This is a genomic window from Rhizobium sp. WYCCWR 11152 (assembly GCF_013087615.1).
GTDB classification, from domain to species: domain Bacteria; phylum Pseudomonadota; class Alphaproteobacteria; order Rhizobiales; family Rhizobiaceae; genus Rhizobium; species Rhizobium indicum.
Genome location: NZ_JABFCP010000003.1, coordinates 59,994 through 74,719, shown reverse-complemented (window position 1 = coordinate 74,719; position 14,726 = coordinate 59,994). Strand labels below are relative to the sequence as shown.

The 14,726-nt window shown below is 59.5% G+C and carries 14 protein-coding genes and 1 pseudogene; 11 read left to right on the top strand and 4 right to left on the bottom strand.

Annotated elements, in window-relative coordinates; all coding sequences use genetic code 11:
* Positions 1–106: 106 nt before the first annotated feature.
* The 9 genes from G9X67_RS02795 to G9X67_RS02755 all read left to right on the top strand — a co-directional run bounded on the left by G9X67_RS02795 (position 107) and on the right by G9X67_RS02755 (position 9,098).
* Positions 107–994, top strand: coding sequence for a DUF1206 domain-containing protein (locus tag G9X67_RS02795; RefSeq protein ID WP_171598011.1), 888 nt, complete (start codon positions 107–109; stop codon positions 992–994).
* A 113-nt stretch (positions 995–1,107) separates the two neighbouring features.
* Positions 1,108–2,034 carry a TIGR02587 family membrane protein gene (locus G9X67_RS02790; RefSeq protein WP_171598010.1) on the top strand — a complete coding sequence of 309 codons (927 nt, stop codon included), beginning with the start codon at positions 1,108–1,110 and terminating at the stop codon, positions 2,032–2,034.
* Between the two features lie 6 nt (positions 2,035–2,040).
* Entirely contained in the window at positions 2,041–2,451 is a 411-nt protein-coding gene (locus G9X67_RS02785; protein ID WP_171598009.1) for a TIGR02588 family protein, read from the top strand.
* Positions 2,452–2,717: 266 nt separating this feature from the next.
* A complete protein-coding gene (locus G9X67_RS02780) occupies positions 2,718–3,707 on the top strand; it encodes a TIM barrel protein (protein ID WP_171598008.1) in 990 nt (329 codons plus the stop codon).
* A gap of 26 nt (positions 3,708–3,733) precedes the next feature.
* Positions 3,734–4,780 (top strand): substrate-binding domain-containing protein, encoded by a 1,047-nt coding sequence (locus tag G9X67_RS02775; protein ID WP_171598007.1) that lies wholly within the window; start codon positions 3,734–3,736, stop codon positions 4,778–4,780.
* Between the two features lie 61 nt (positions 4,781–4,841).
* Positions 4,842–6,350 carry a sugar ABC transporter ATP-binding protein gene (locus tag G9X67_RS02770; RefSeq protein ID WP_171598006.1) on the top strand — a complete coding sequence of 503 codons (1,509 nt, stop codon included), beginning with the start codon at positions 4,842–4,844 and terminating at the stop codon, positions 6,348–6,350.
* A 17-nt stretch (positions 6,351–6,367) separates the two neighbouring features.
* Positions 6,368–7,342, top strand: coding sequence for an ABC transporter permease (locus tag G9X67_RS02765; RefSeq protein ID WP_171598005.1), 975 nt, complete (start codon positions 6,368–6,370; stop codon positions 7,340–7,342).
* On the top strand, positions 7,339–8,211 hold the full coding sequence (locus G9X67_RS02760) for a MurR/RpiR family transcriptional regulator (protein WP_138331411.1): 873 nt from the start codon (positions 7,339–7,341) through the stop codon (positions 8,209–8,211). The genes G9X67_RS02765 and G9X67_RS02760 overlap by 4 nt, the downstream gene beginning before the upstream one ends.
* Positions 8,208–9,098, top strand: coding sequence for a ribokinase (locus G9X67_RS02755; protein ID WP_138331412.1), 891 nt, complete (start codon positions 8,208–8,210; stop codon positions 9,096–9,098). The genes G9X67_RS02760 and G9X67_RS02755 overlap by 4 nt, the downstream gene beginning before the upstream one ends.
* Positions 9,099–9,151: 53 nt before the next feature.
* Here G9X67_RS02755 and G9X67_RS02750 read toward each other — a convergent pair whose 3' ends face one another.
* Complete coding sequence (locus G9X67_RS02750; RefSeq protein WP_003547964.1) at positions 9,152–9,370, bottom strand: hypothetical protein; 219 nt, start codon at positions 9,368–9,370, stop codon at positions 9,152–9,154.
* A 60-nt stretch (positions 9,371–9,430) separates the two neighbouring features.
* A complete protein-coding gene (locus tag G9X67_RS02745; protein ID WP_171598004.1) occupies positions 9,431–10,276 on the bottom strand; it encodes a pirin family protein in 846 nt (281 codons plus the stop codon).
* Between the two features lie 264 nt (positions 10,277–10,540).
* On the opposite strand from G9X67_RS02745, the gene G9X67_RS02740 reads away from it, so the two are divergent.
* Together G9X67_RS02740 and G9X67_RS02735 are read left to right on the top strand one after the other, a co-directional pair.
* Positions 10,541–11,023, top strand: a complete 483-nt coding sequence (locus G9X67_RS02740) for a DMT family transporter (RefSeq protein WP_171598003.1) — start codon at positions 10,541–10,543, stop codon at positions 11,021–11,023.
* Positions 11,020–11,457 (top strand): DMT family transporter, encoded by a 438-nt coding sequence (locus tag G9X67_RS02735; protein ID WP_171598002.1) that lies wholly within the window; start codon positions 11,020–11,022, stop codon positions 11,455–11,457. The genes G9X67_RS02740 and G9X67_RS02735 overlap by 4 nt, the downstream gene beginning before the upstream one ends.
* 138 nt (positions 11,458–11,595) lie before the next feature.
* Here the strand turns inward: G9X67_RS02735 and G9X67_RS02730 are convergent, their stop codons facing one another.
* Together G9X67_RS02730 and G9X67_RS02725 are read right to left on the bottom strand one after the other, a co-directional pair.
* Complete coding sequence (locus G9X67_RS02730) at positions 11,596–13,044, bottom strand: M20 family metallopeptidase (protein WP_138331416.1); 1,449 nt, start codon at positions 13,042–13,044, stop codon at positions 11,596–11,598.
* 135 nt (positions 13,045–13,179) lie between these two features.
* Positions 13,180–14,725 (bottom strand): annotated as a pseudogene (locus G9X67_RS02725) (ABC transporter substrate-binding protein).
* Position 14,726 lies beyond the last annotated feature (1 nt).

The following is a 14,726-nucleotide window of genomic DNA, read 5'->3' as shown; positions in this document are numbered from 1 at the left end:
AATATATTTAGCCGCGTTTCACGCTGCTCGCAATCTCGTTTCATTGGGAACCCCTGGTGGCGTCCGACAGCCAGGATCGCGATAAAAGTTCGAGGCGCTTGCCTCGTTGAAGACATTCATCGCGGAGAAGTCGGAACTGTTTTGCTGGGCGCTCGTTAAATCCGCGCCGGGGGAACCAGAGATGACCAGGTCGAAATTTGAATGGCTTGCGCGGGCCGGATATAGCGCTCGAGGTATTGTGTTTTTGCTCGTTGCTGCGCTGGCAGTATTTTCGAGCTTCGGCGGCGGAAAGGCCGATACCAAGTCAGCGCTCGACGCTGTCTTGGAACAGCCGTTGGGCCGGGTGTGGTTGGGCTTGATAGGGCTCGGGCTACTCGGCTTTGTAGCATGGCGGCTTGCCCAGTCCATCGCAAACGCAGACAACCATGACCACAGTGTGAAAAGCTACCTGATCCGTGCCGCCCTCCTCGGCAGCGCCGTGACGTACATGGGGTTGGCGATATACGCCTTTCAGGACGCCCTTGGTTTTGGATCCGGTGGCGACGGCGGAGAAAAGGGCTTGGCAGCCTGGGCCATGTCGCAACCGTTTGGTCGATTCCTAGCTGGTGCGATTGGTCTCGGCTTTGTCGTTGGTGGTGCTGTTACCGCGCTGAAAGGTATCACACGGCGATTTGAGCGATATCTGACGCTCGGTCAAAGTCGACCTCTGTTATTGGTTTGCGTCTATGGGCTGGTTTCCCGTGGGGTCGTTTTCGTGATCGTCGGCATCTTCTTTTGCTATGCGGCCTTTACCGTCGATCCGGGCCAGGCAGGGAGCATAAGTGATGCCTTGACCTTCGTGAGGCAGCTTCCTTTCGGAGCTGTTCTCTACCTCGTCGTGGCTATCGGCTTAGCTGCGTTCGGAATCTATAATTTGGTCGAGGCACGATATCGAACCGTGTCGACACCAAAACTCTCACAGGTACGGTCGGAACTGCCACTATCTCACAACTGAGAAGCATTCGAGAAAAGTCATGTCAACCTTGATGTCCATGACGGCTTTGACTTCGGCGGCGCTGGTGCTCATGCGTCCAACCCGCACTTCTGCAGCGAGCGCGTGCGCTTTGAATGCCGCCGCCTCGGTTTACGGGTGGTGGGAGTTTTTCATTTAGGGGGAGATCAAACTTGAGTGTAGCGATCACGCGTGAGGATTTCGATAGAAGCAAATTTTTTGCAGGGATCGCACGCGGTATTGCGGGAGCATTGCTTTTCGCGCTGCCCATGTTCATGACCATGGAAATGTGGGAGCTCGGCTTCTACATGGACCGCAGCCGCCTGTTTCTCTTGCTGATCGTCAATATTCCCCTTCTCGTCATTCTCTCGGACCGGATCGGATTTGAGCGGACGTCGACCTGGCGACAAGCGATCCGTGACGCAAGCATTGCCTACGGCCTTGGGGTTCTGGGCAGCGCACTGATCCTCTTCGCCATGGGGGTTCTGAAATACGACCAATCTCTGCACGAGATTATCGGAATGATCGCCATCCAAGCCATACCTGCGAGCATTGGCGCGATGCTAGGTCGGAGCCAGCTCGGCGGACAATCGGACGATGGTGACGATGCCAAGGAAGGCGATAGTGATGACCCAGTCCACGAACGGGAAACGAGCTATGCCGGTGAACTATTCCTGATGGCGGTCGGCGCCCTGTTCCTCAACCTCAACGTCGCGCCCACCGAGGAAATGATCTTGCTCTCGTACAAGATGACGCCGTGGCATGCCCTGCTCATGATCGCCGCGTCGCTGGCGGTCATGCATGGGTTCGTTTACGCCCTTTCTTTCAAGGGGAGCCACGATCTCGCCGAGGGTATGCCAAGCTGGCACGCTTTCGTTCGCTTCACCCTGCCGGGCTACGTAATTGCCGGTCTGATCAGTGCCTATTGCCTCTGGACGTTCCATAGAACCGATGACATCGGGTTTACCCAAATCCTAATGGCCGTTGTCGTTCTGAGCTTTCCCGGTGCCATTGGCGCGGCAGCAGCTCGCCTGATCCTGTGAGGCACCATGACAAAAATCTCCAAGGGCAAAAATCTGGAAGCAGGCGAACCGCATTGGATTGAATGGGTCACGGGCGTCGTCTCGGCCGTAATTGTCTTTGGCGTGATTGCTTGGATTGGCAAGGATGCATTGGTGGACCGTGATTCTTCGCCGAATCTGGTCGGGGTCGTGCTGCAAACCGAAAAGCGCGGCGGTGGCTTTCAGGTCCTCTTCGAAATCCGAAACGATTCAAGCGCGACCGCGTCGCAGGTAACCGTCCAGGGCGAGATACGAGAACAAGGTTCGGTGCTTGAAAACGTCGAGACCGTCTTGGACTATGTCCCAGGACACTCGAAAGCCAAAGGTGGGCTGATATTCCAGCAAGACCCCGCCGGGAAGACTTTGACGGTCAGAGCGTCCTCATTTGATGAGCCATAGTCGAGATGCTACGTTTCGACGTCCGTCTCGCCGCCGGTGATGCCTCCGCTGCTCCTAGATAGCGCTGTTGACGGCAGGTAGCGCAGCTGCACTTCGTTCTCTTGAGCCAACCCATTCAGCGTTGTCGATTTGCTGCAAGACTAGTCAGTTGGTGATTGCATTTCGCAATGCAGCACACAATTTCGGCACCATAAAAGCGATTCATACTTTACAAAGACATCATAATCTGTGAAGTAGTGCGCAACTTCACAGATGGGACTGATGCCTTGAATCCGACACGCTTTGCCACCCGCCTCAATTCATTCGCTTCCGCTGCTCATCGGGAATGGCCGGGCCAGTCCACAAAGCCGTCGGTCATGCAAATGGCCGAACGCGCCGCCCGGGTGAAAGGTTTGACCGACCTCGACTTGAACTATCCAGACCATGTCAATGAAAATCCGGCGGAACTCGCACAGAAACTCGGTAATCTCGGGCTTTTAATCAATGGCTTCGCTATGCGCTACTACACAAATCCTGCCTTCAAGCTCGGCGCTTTCACACATCCGGATGAACACGTCCGGCGCGAGGCGATCGATCTGACGAAGAAGGGGATCGATGCCGCCCGTGAAGCCGGGTCGAAGCTGATGACGATATGGCTTGGTCAGGACGGCTTCGACTATTCCTTCCAGGCCGACTATGCGAAGATGTGGCAACACGAACTAGACGGAATCCGTGAAGTATGCGCGCACGATCCCGATTGCCTGATCTCGATTGAGTACAAGCCGAACGAGCCTCGCTCTTATAGTCTGATGCCGGATGCGGCCACGACGTTGCTCGCCATCAAGGACGTTGGCGCGAAGAACCTGGGTGTCACGCTGGACTTTGCGCATGTCCTCTATGCAGACGAGCAGCCTGCACATGCGGCCGCCTTGATCGCCCGCCACAGCCGCGTGCTCGGCGTCCATCTCAATGACGGCTATGCAAAGCGCGACGACGGCCTGATGGTTGGTGCCGTCCACACGCTTCAGACCATCGAGTTGCTCCGCCAGATTCGCCGCGATGGTTATGACGGCGCGATTTATTTCGACACGTTCCCCGATATGACCGGGCTCGATCCGGTTCATGAATGCGAGGTCAACATCAAGACCGTTCAGCGGATGTTGAAGGTCGTCGACCGCCTCGAGCAGGACAATCGCCTCGCAAACGCGATTGACCGACAGGACGCCGTTTCCACGCAGGCCATCGTACAGGAGCTGATGTTCGGCGCGGAGCACTAAACCACCAAACCCTCCGGGAGGAATACATGAAGAGATTTTTCGCTGTGGCTTTCGCCGCAACCCTTTGTGCTGGCATCACGACGGCACAGGAACTCAAGCCGCTGAACTCGGATTCCGAGCCGGACCGCATGGACTGGTCGGCACTGGAAGCCAAACTCGGCGCAATGCCAAAGCTGCCCGACGGCCTCAAAGTCGGCGGTGTTTCCAAGACGCTGACTAATGAATATTGGCGTTCGCTCGGCGAAGGGTACCAGAAGCTCGCCGACAAGCTCGGCGTAACAGTGGCCTATCAGGCGGCCCAGAGCGAAGGCGACCAGCTCGGTCAGTTGACGATCGCCGAGGGCATGGTCACCCAAGGCTACAATGTCTTGCTGGTCTCTCCGCAGACCGACGCCAATCTCCAGCCGGTGATTGAGCAGGCCAAGGCCGCCAACGTCCCTGTCGTCAACGTCAATGACGCAGTGATCCCGCAGGCCGAACATTATGTCGGCAACGTTCAGCGTGACAACGGTGTTCGCGTCGCAAAGTGGTTCATCGACAACCGTACCGATGGTGGAAAAGTCGCCATCATCGAAGGCCAGGCGGGCGTCTACGCCGCCGTCCAGCGCACCGGCGGCTTCAAGAGCACGATCGAGGACGGTGGCAAGTTCACCGTCGTCGCGAGCGTGCCGGGCAATTGGGATCGCCAGACGTCTTATGACGCAGCGACCAATATTCTCCAGCAGCATCCCGACCTCGTCGGCTTCTACTGCAACAATGACGGCATGGCGCTAGGCGTTGTCGAGGCTGTGAAGGCTGCGGGCCTGCAGGACAAGGTCGTCGTCTTTGGCACGGACGGTATCTCCGATGCCTACAAGTCGATCGCAGCGGGCGAACTGACGGGTACGGTCGACAGCTTCCCGGTTTTGACCGGTGAGGTAGCGATGGAGGTCGCACTCCGCCTCGTCGCAGGTCAGAAGCTGCCGCGCGTGGTCGCAACACCACAGGCTCTCATTACCAAAGACAACATCAACGACTTCCAAGGCGAAGGTGTCGATGTGCGCTCGGTGCTGATGAAAGCGGCTGGAAACTAAACGTCTCCCAGCGGGACGGCCGGCATGGCCGGCCGTCCAAATTCTCAAAGGTTGGATTTCCATGGCTACTCCCAGATTGGCGTTCGAGAATATCTCCAAGGTCTTTCCCGGCGTCAAAGCGCTCTCCGACGTCTCCTTCGAGGTCGCGCCCGGTGAGATCCATGCACTGCTCGGCGAGAACGGTGCCGGCAAGTCCACGCTGCTTCGCATCCTGTCGGGCGTCTTTCGCCCAACGGAAGGGGAAGTGAGGGTTGACGGCGCCGCCCATCACTTCAGGCGCCCCGAAAGTGCTCGCCAGGCCGGGATCGCCATGATTCACCAGGAGCTTCAACAGGTGCCGCATCTCACTGTGGCGCAGAACATGTTCCTCGGTCACTCGCTGACCCGTTTCGGCGGCATCGTGGTCAATCGCCGGGAGCAAGAACGGCGCGCAGCCGAGGCGCTCGCGATGATCGATCCCTCCATCAATCCCGCCGCTCCCATTTCCTCGCTGAAGGTCGCGCAGCGGCAGGTCGTCGAGATCGCCCGCGCGCTCTTGGACAAGGCGAAGATCATCGCCATGGACGAACCGACGTCCAGCCTGACACCCAGCGAATTCGACCGACTGGCCGAGATCATCAAGCGGCTGGCGGCGACCGGCGTCTCCATTATCTACGTGTCCCACAAGATGGACGAGGTGTTCCGGATCTGCCAACGCGCCACGGTCATGCGCGACGGCAAGGTCGTCGGGATGGTCGATCTGAGGAAGACCGCAACGGCCGAGGTCATCGCGATGATGGTTGGCCGCGAGCTGCTGGCCGAGGACCATCACGCGTATGCGACGAACACCGTAAGCGTCGAGGTGCGGAACCTCAATTCGGCGCGTGTCCGAGATATATCCTTCGATCTTCACAGCGGTGAGGTTCTGGGCGTGGCAGGACTTGTCGGTTCCGGCCGGACTGAACTCTTGCGCGCGCTCTCAGGTGCCGACAGGGTGACGTCGGGAACCGTGAAGGTCGACGGGAAGCTGCTGACGCTCTCCAATCCGCGGGCGGCCATTGCCGCGGGCATCGGTCTCCTTCCCGAGGAGCGCAAGCGCGAAGGCATCATCCCAGGCCGGTCCGTCACCATCAACATGGCGCTGCCCTCCATGAGCCGCTTCTCGAAAGGCGGGATCATCAATCACCGGAGGCTCAAGCGGACTGCAGAAGACCTACTGAGGCGCGTCAACCTCCGGCCATTCCAGCTCGATCGGCAGATCAGGTTATTCAGCGGCGGCAATCAGCAGAAGGCGATCATCGCACGGTGGCTGGCGGCGGGTTCACGCATTCTGCTGTTCGACGAGCCGACGCGAGGTATCGACGTCGGTGCGAAATCCGAAATCTACCACCTCATCGAGGCCCTCGCTGCAGAAGGTCATTCGGTGATCGTCGTCTCCTCTGAGCTTCCGGAAGTGATGCGTGTCTCGGACCGAGTGCTTGTCATGCGCGACGGCACGATCGTCGCCGAGCTTAGTCGCGACCAGCTCTCCGAGGAAACCATCGTCTCCCATGCCGTTGGGAAGGCCGACAGTCGCCTTGGCGCGGCATGACCAACAGGAACAATTCCATGTCTGACACAACCCAGAATGCCGCGGTGCCCTCCTCCAAACTCTTCGGATCGTTCTCGGTGCGAGACGCCGGCACCTTGATCGGACTGATCGCCATCGTGGTCATTTTTGGATTGCTGGCTCCTGACTTTCTCTCCCAGCGGAATTTGCTCAACATTCTGCAGCAGTCGAGCATCAATGCCTGCCTGGCCCTCGGGATGACGCTGGTGATCATTTCCGGCGGCATCGATCTCTCGGTCGGACCGACCGCGGCAATAGCGGCGGTGATCACGGCGACGCTGCTCGTTGCCGGAATTCCCGTTCCGCTCGCGATACTGGCCGGTCTCGGGATTGGCGTCATTTGCGGGCTCGTCAATGGCGTCCTCGTAGCCTATGCGGGCCTGCAACCTTTCATCGTCACCCTCGGTACGCTGAGCACCTACCGGGCCATTGCGCTGATCTATACCGGCGGAAATCCGGTGCTTGGCGTTCCCCAGGGTTTTCGCGCGCTATTCAATGGCTCCCTGATGGGCATTCCCAATCCGGTTATCATGGTCGCGGTCGTAGCCTTTCTCGCCTGGGTGCTGCTCAAGAAGACGCCCCTCGGTGAATATCTGCTTGCCGTCGGCGGGAACGAAGAGGCCGCCTATGTTGCAGGCGTGCCGATCGCCGTCACCAAAATCACTGCCTATGTGATCTCAGGTGTCCTCGCCGCCCTGGCCTCCATGATCCTGATCGGTCGCCTTGGCGCAGCAGAGCCCATCCTTGGCAATCTCTGGGAACTCGACGCGATCGCGGCGGCCGCGATCGGTGGCGCCTCACTCATGGGCGGTAAAGGAAGCATCGTCGGCACGATCCTCGGTGCGATCATCCTCGGCGCGATGCGTAACGGACTGACGTTGATGAACGTTCAGGCCTTCTATCAACTTCTGGCCACTGGTCTTATCATCCTTGTCGCGATGATGATTGATCGCGTCACAAGGGGTAGAGGATGAATTCTGCAAATGATCTCAAGGCGGTGGGTCCGCGCATCCGGATGATGATGCCGCAGCTCACCCCTTTGGAAGCCCGGGTCGTGGAAACGGTGTTTGGATTGCGCGATTTCTCGGAGGACACCTCGCTCAAGGACATCGCCGCTGAGGCCGGGGTCTCCGAAGCCATGGTGGTGAAGATCACCAAGAAGCTCGGTTTCAATGGCTACCGGGATTTTCGTTCGGCGGTGTCGAGCTACAACAAGCTTCCGACGGCGGAGATGCATCAGGAGCTTTCCGTCGAAGATAGCTCGCGGGAGATCATTCTGAAGGTATTCCGAACCTCGATCCATGCGCTTGAGGAAACGCTGGCAATTTTGGACGTCGATGCTTTCGACCGGGCGGCGGACCTTCTTACGAAGGCTGGCCAGAGGGATTTCTACGGCGTCGGCGGGTCTGCCCAAATCGCGCGCGATGTCGCCCATAAGTTCCTGCGGATCGGGGTGAGAGCGAATGTGCAGGACGATTCTCACATGATGCTGATGTCGGCGTCGTTGCTCGGAGCGGATGACGTGGCGGTTGCCTTCTCTCATTCCGGCAATACCACGGCGGTGATCGACGCATTGCAGCTGGCCAGAAAGAGCGGCGCGCGGACAGTCGCCATCACCAATTACGGTGGTTCGCCGCTCGCCCAGATCGCCGATATCGTTCTTTGCTCGACGGCCCAGGGTTCGCCTCTGATGGGCGAAAACGCCGCTGCCCGGATCGCCCAGCTCAACATTCTCGACGCGCTCTTCGTCGCGGTCGCTCAACGCAACTACGACGCGGCGGAGAAGAACCTCGAAAAAACGATGTCCGCGGTAGCATCGAAACGCAAGGACAAGATCATATGACGACCGCCTCCCCCTCCGTTATCGTCTTTGGAAGCCTGCACTACGACATCATGGTGCATGGCCCGGCGCGACCGCGAAAGGGCGAAACAGTGACGGGGGAGAGTTGGCATCCGAAGTGCGGCGGCAAGGGCGGCAACCAGGCGGTTTCGTCTGCAAAGACCGGCATCCGGACCGCGATGATCGGCGCGGTCGCCGATGACGCCTTCGGCCGAGCGCTGGTGGAAAATCTCGATCGGCAAGGTGTCGATAACCAATTTGTTAAGGTAGCGGACAGTGGCGGGAGCGGCATGAGCGTGGCGATCTTCGACCGCGAGGGCGACTATGGCGCCGTAATTGTGTCCGGAAGCAATCTCACCCTCGGACAATCGGATGTGGATCGAGCATCGGAACTCTTCGGCGAGCAAAGTGTCCTTGTTCTGCAGAACGAAGTCCCCGACGCCGCCAATGTCGCCGCCGCCAAAGCGATGAAGTCGGCCGGAGGGCGGGTCATCCTCAACGCGGCACCGGCGCGCGATCTGCCTCCCGCACTCTCCGAACTGGTCGACGTCATCGTCGTCAACGCGATCGAAGCTGAACAGCTGACCGACGTCGCCGTATTTGACTCACTCGCGGGCGCTCTCGACGCTGCGCGTCTGCTTGCCAAGACGTATCCCGCCGCAGTCGTCACAGCGGGCGGCGAAGGCCTTGCCTGCGCGACGAAGCCAGGCCAGGAATTCTTGATCGAAGCCATCAAGGTAAAGCTTGTCAGCACCCATGGCGCCGGTGACGAATTCACCGGCGTGCTGGCCGCTGAAATTGCAGGTGGGACCGGACTGGAGGGCGCGCTCCACGCCGCTAATCATGCAGCCGCCGTGCTAGTCAGCACGCCACGTGAGACCGTTCGGTAACTGATAGTTGGCATTCCGACAGGAGACGTCGATTGTTCTCGGAGTCTTATTGGTCAGGCCGTTCGTCCAAGGGTGGAAAGTGCATCCTGCAGTCTAAGCGCCGCCAGCGCCTCGGTTGCCTCGTCTGAAGACCATCCCGCTTCCAACGCCGCAGACAGGACCAGCGATTCCGTTTGAAGCTCAAGCTTCTCATAAAGTGGCTCGATGGCTTCGCGGGCTGTTACGACGTGCTGGTCTGGTGGGGTGATGGGTGTGGCGGCAACCGTAGGCATGAAATGCTCCTCCTATTGAACGCTAAGGTTCGAAACCCGTTAAGGGCATCCTTGTTCCATTCATATTGCCCTTTTGGCCTTCGAGCGGCGATGCGAAAGATGACGACGCCACATATCGCGCAATTTCCTCCACCTCAGAAACGCGCGAACGATGATTGCTGGCGGAATCTTCTCGTGGTCGCCAACAGTCCCCTGCCTGGTGATTGGTGCGTTCGGGTCGAGCAGAAACGCCACCAACGTGCTTGCACTCTGCGCCTCTACTTCGAGCTTGTCATCCGATAAATGCAGCCCCTGCTCGCCTTCGGCGAACGTCTCCTTATTGACGACTACGGAACCGCTGAAGACATAGAAATAGAGGTCTCGGCCTCGTTTCTGCGGGAATTCCACCCGTACGCCCGCGTCTAGCCGTATGTCGAAGACGTCGATCGCGCTGCGGACATAGAAGGGCGCGCCCTCCCCTTCCGGCCCGACCAGATGGCGCCAGGCGTTTGCCGCGGCAGCCGGCATAGCTCCGTACTGGATCTTCGGCTCGAGATCGACGGCACGAGGGCGAACGAGGATCTGCAGCATTCGCAGAGGCGGATCGGATGCCAGCGTCTCTTCGGAATGCCAAAAGCTGACCCCGGCATTCATCACCATCAGATGATCACGGTCGAGCACCAGTCGGCCAGCGGCCTTGTCGTCGTGACGCATGACGCCGTCGGGCACCCAGGAAATGATCTCGTCGTTCCGGTGCTCATGCATCGCAACCAGGCGGCCAGGGTCGAGGATGGATTCAACGACCATGGCGAGCGGGCCCTGGCCGTGATCGGTCGGCTTCGGCTTCAACCAGCCCGGCATGTTGACATGCGCGACGAAGCCTCCGGCATCCCGCACCACGAATGTTCGTTCGCCCTTGAGCAGCATTGCATCCTCCATGCTTGCAAGGCAGTGACGACACCAGGCCATTAGCCATCTGCCGGAAGGGCCCGTCAATGCAAAGGATGTTTGTCGGACCACGATTGACGCCAGGCAGGAAATCCGCTGAGACGTACCGTCCTAATTAGGAACCATGGTCGACGCATTCGTCCAGGCGAGTGCTGCAGCGTCCTTTGCGCGTCTAAAAGACGCGGCGCTGCAGTGGCAATTTGAAAAATATCGGGCGTAATCGATTCTTTGACAGGATCTGCAATGACTACCGAAGCACGTAATTCGCATCCCATCTACTTCATCGGAGCCTTTGCCACGGGCGGCCTCCTGACTTTCATGGTGCACCTCAACGGCGAGTTGGCCCGTTATGGCAATCCCCTGTTCTCATCTTGGACCGCGCACGGCACGGGCATCATCGCAGCCGTCATTCTTCTCCTGGTGGTCCACCGCCGGCGCACGCCGTTGGTGGAAAAAGCCCCCATCGCACCTTGGTGGGCTTATCTCGGTGGGATATCCGGCGCGGCAACGGTCATTCTGACCTCGACTGCGGTCAACTCACCGCTCGGGCTCTCCGGCACCTTGGCTTTGGGTTTGGCGGGCCAGGTCGCCTTCAGCGTCGCGGCCGACAGCTGGGGACTGTTCGGTCTGCCAAAGCGGCGCCCAGATACACGAGACATCGTAGCACTCGGCTTGGTCGTCACTGGGGCTGCACTCATCATCCTGTTTGGGCGAGGTGCGGCGTGACGGTGTTCATTCTCCTGGCCTGCCTGGGCGGTGTGCTCGTCGGCCTCAGTCGTCAGCTCAATGGGCGGTTGAGCATATCCACCACGCCGCTGATCGCATCCTTCTGGAACCATGCCATTGGCTTTGCTGCCCTCACCTGCCTTGGCCTTTTTGTCGGAGGTCTGCTTCCTGCGGGCGCTGCCGAGGCGCCTTGGTATGCCTATCTGGGTGGTCCCATCGGCGTCATCTTCGTGGCGGCGGGCAGTTGGGCGATTGCTCGAATAGGCGCGGTGAATTCGGCTCTGCTGATCATCAGTGGCCAGATGGTGACAGGAGTGGCGTTTGATTATATCAGCGCTGTCCCAGCGTCATTTTGGGCGAACGCGGCCGGAATTGTTCTCATCGTCGGCGGAATGATGGTCAGCCGCGGACGACGCAAAGCCGACGGCTCGTAATAACCAAGCGTTGCGCTGCAGGTGCCATTGCTGACCGGGCAATTTCATCGACCGATCGCCAGCCAAGGGACGGATGGACGGCGGGGAACGCCCCCCGCCCCGCAGCATCTTTTTAGGCGCGGCGTTCTCAGGGCAGGGTTACCGGCTGTGAACCGATGCAGCCATCACATCGTCGGGTATCGGGCACACATAGGCTTTGCCGCTGGTCTTTTCCCGCCACTCGGCCGTCGCGGCTGCCAGGAGGTCGGATGACGACATCAATGCGAGCCCCGTTGTCGCAAGCGTCTTGGCCGCATGCGCCATGGCTTTGTGCGCGGCCGGGCTTTTTCCTTGCGCGACGACTTGCCATGTATGGGGATTGGTGCCGATCGCCCAGGCTGGCGCCCAGCATTGCGCGGTCGGCGTCACCCAGCTGACATCTCCGACATCGGTCGATCCGGCCCGGAAATGCGATTGTCCCTCGAAATCGCGCAGACCGGTATGCAGGGGCGTCGATCCATCGACCTTGGCGTTGGAGAACACATCGCCCTTGATCTGATAGAGGCGGATGCTGCTCCTGATCGCTTCCTCAGTGAAGGTATCCTGGATTTTCCTGGCAAAGGCGATGTCGGTCTCGTCGAAGGCTATCGGCCCGAGCGCGACCATGTTCTCGTGCATCGCCGTTTCAAGCGTGATGTTGGGAAGAAGGTTCGTCGAGGCGGTGTCGAACACGATCTCGACCGCGGTTTCGGTCATCATCGCAGCACCTCGTGCGACTTTCTCGACGCGCCCGGCAAGCGCAAGCGCCTGCGGCATGTCAGGCGCCCTGATCAGATAGAGAACTTCGGCGCTCGCCTGCACGACATTGGCGGCCCTGCCGCCGGTGTCGGTGATCGCATAGTGAACGCGACAATCCTGCGGCATGTGTTCGCGCAGGAAATTGACGCCGACATTCATCAGTTCGACCGCATCGAGCGCCGAACGGCCGAGATGGGCGCTGTTGGCCGCATGTGCCGCGACACCCCTGAAACGATAGTAATATTCGAGAACGGCAAGATTGTTCGTCGAACGAACACCGTTGAACGGAGCCGGATGCCAGGTCAGGGCGGCATCGACGTCATCGAATGCGCCGGCGCGAACCATGAAGGTCTTGCCGGAACCGCCCTCCTCTCCGGGGCAGCCGTAATAGCGCACCGTCCCGGGCAGGTTGTTCTCCTTGAGGTGGCGGGCAAGCGCAACCGCCGCCATTAGCGATCCGACACCAAGCAGATTGTGCCCGCAGCCGTGACCGGTTGCGCCCGCCGCCTCGGGAAGAGGCTCGGCGACGTCGGCGGTCTGGCTCATTCCGGCCAGGGCATCGAATTCGCCGAGAAAAGCAATCACCGGCTTGCCGCTGCCGGATTCGCCGATGAAGGCCGTTTCCATGTCTGCGACGCCGCGGCGCACGGCAAAACCGTTTTCCTCGAGTGTCCTTGCCAGCAATTGCGACGAGCGCCGCTCCTCGAATTTCAGCTCCGCGAAATCCCAGATACTGTCGCTGAGGGCGATATAATCCGGTTTCATCTTTTCGACCGTCGCGGCAATGGAGCTGATCGCGTCAAGATTCATGGCATTTCCTCGCTGTCTGTCCTGCCGCCACAGGGACGTGTTGCACCGGACCCGGCAGGACTGCCTGCCGGATCTCCTGTTGACTGTCGAAACGGGATGGCGGCGCCCGAACCATCCGGGCGCGGCAGTTCAGGCTCAATTGTCGAGCGAAACTTCCCAAAGACGGGCATTCGATTGCCAGACGGGCTGGCCCTTCAGCTTCTTGGTCGCGCCCCAGACATCGACCATGTCATAGAGGAAGATGCCCGGCATTTCCTTGAGCATCAGCGTGTGAAACTCGTCGAAGAGCGCCTGACGCTTCGTCTGGTCGGCCTCCGCATAGGCGGCCTTCATCAACTCGACAGCCTTCGGGTCATCCCACATCAATGACGCATTCTTGTCCTTGTTGCCGACATAGAAGCCGTACATCAGCGCCGGATCGAGCCGCGGCGCGACCGATTGCGAGATGATCTGGTAGTTGCCGGACCGGCGGCGATCGACCTGCGTCGCATAGTCGAGCACCTCGATCTGCACATTGAGACCTGCCTGCTGCATCATGGCCTGCGCCATCACCGCGGCCGGGAAGCTTGGCACGTTGCTGCGCTTGTTGGCGATGATGGTAATCGGCTCGCCCTTATAGCCGGCCGTCGCAAGCTCTTTCTTTGCGGCCTCGATGTCGTAGGGCAGACGCTCCTTCTGGACATCGTCGAAATAGAGCGAGTCTTGCGAAACCATCGAACCGTTGGCTGCGCCGGTGCCATTGGGAGGCGGCCTCGACGAGTTGGTCGAGATCGAGTGCCATCGCCATGGCGCGGCGCACGCCGGGATTGCTCAGAACCTTGTCGCGCGTCTGGATGTAAAAGAGGTTTTTGCCGTTGTTGCGAGCCACGATCAGCTGCATCGTGTCGCTCGTCTTGAATTCGGGAATGAGATCCGGCGAAATCTCCGCGGTATCGAGCACGCCGGACTGAAGGCCGGCCTTTACGGTCGAAGCATCGGGAATGACCATGAACTTGATGCCGTCGACGAGAGGGCGTTTGGAGCCGACCATGCCGTCGGGCTTGCCGTCGTTCTGGGGCGAGACATAATCGTCGAACTTGGCGAGATGGATATACTCGCCCTTCTTCCATTCATCCCATTTGAAGGGACCGGTGCCGATCGGCTTGACGAAGCTTCCGTCCGCGCCGACCGATTCCGGGGAGATCATCCCGGTGTAACCGCATTCGGGGCGAGACATCAGGCCAAGGAAAACTGCCGATGGCTTTTCCAGCGTGATGGTGACGGTCGAAGTATCGACTGCCTTGACCCCCGTAACATGCACGGTGCCGCTGCCGTCGAAGTCAGGAAGGCAGGTCCATTTCGTTTCGGGCTTGAGATAGCGGTTCCAGTTCCACACGACGTCATCGGCGGTCAATTTCTTGCCGTTGTGGAATTTGACGTCATCACGCAGTTTGAAGCTGTAGCTCAGCCCATCCGCCGAGACTTCGAAGCTCTTTGCCAGCAGTGGCTTAACCTCGCCGTTGTTGGCATAGCCGACGAGCCCCTCGACGATATGCAGGATGACTCCATCGGTATTGCCGTCGCGATTGACGCCCGGATTGTTGCTGCGCAGATCGGAACTTTGAGCCACGACGATGTCGCGGGCGTCGACCACGCCGGTCATCGCCATCAACATGGTGCCTGCAAGAAGAAGCTTGTGCATT

Bases quoted from the DNA above. Each gene is read 5' to 3' on its own strand.
- G9X67_RS02765 (WP_171598005.1), top strand. From the start codon at position 6,368: ATGTCTGACACAACCCAGAATGCCGCGGTGCCCTCCTCCAAACTCTTC.
- G9X67_RS02750 (WP_003547964.1), bottom strand. From the start codon at position 9,370: ATGCCTACGGTTGCCGCCACACCCATCACCCCACCAGACCAGCACGTC.
- G9X67_RS02730 (WP_138331416.1), bottom strand. From the start codon at position 13,044: ATGAATCTTGACGCGATCAGCTCCATTGCCGCGACGGTCGAAAAGATG.
- G9X67_RS02790 (WP_171598010.1), top strand. From the start codon at position 1,108: ATGCCGCCGCCTCGGTTTACGGGTGGTGGGAGTTTTTCATTTAGGGGG.
- G9X67_RS02770 (WP_171598006.1), top strand. From the start codon at position 4,842: ATGGCTACTCCCAGATTGGCGTTCGAGAATATCTCCAAGGTCTTTCCC.
- G9X67_RS02745 (WP_171598004.1), bottom strand. From the start codon at position 10,276: ATGCTGCTCAAGGGCGAACGAACATTCGTGGTGCGGGATGCCGGAGGC.
- G9X67_RS02775 (WP_171598007.1), top strand. From the start codon at position 3,734: ATGAAGAGATTTTTCGCTGTGGCTTTCGCCGCAACCCTTTGTGCTGGC.
- G9X67_RS02760 (WP_138331411.1), top strand. From the start codon at position 7,339: ATGAATTCTGCAAATGATCTCAAGGCGGTGGGTCCGCGCATCCGGATG.
- G9X67_RS02740 (WP_171598003.1), top strand. From the start codon at position 10,541: ATGACTACCGAAGCACGTAATTCGCATCCCATCTACTTCATCGGAGCC.
- G9X67_RS02785 (WP_171598009.1), top strand. From the start codon at position 2,041: ATGACAAAAATCTCCAAGGGCAAAAATCTGGAAGCAGGCGAACCGCAT.
- G9X67_RS02755 (WP_138331412.1), top strand. From the start codon at position 8,208: ATGACGACCGCCTCCCCCTCCGTTATCGTCTTTGGAAGCCTGCACTAC.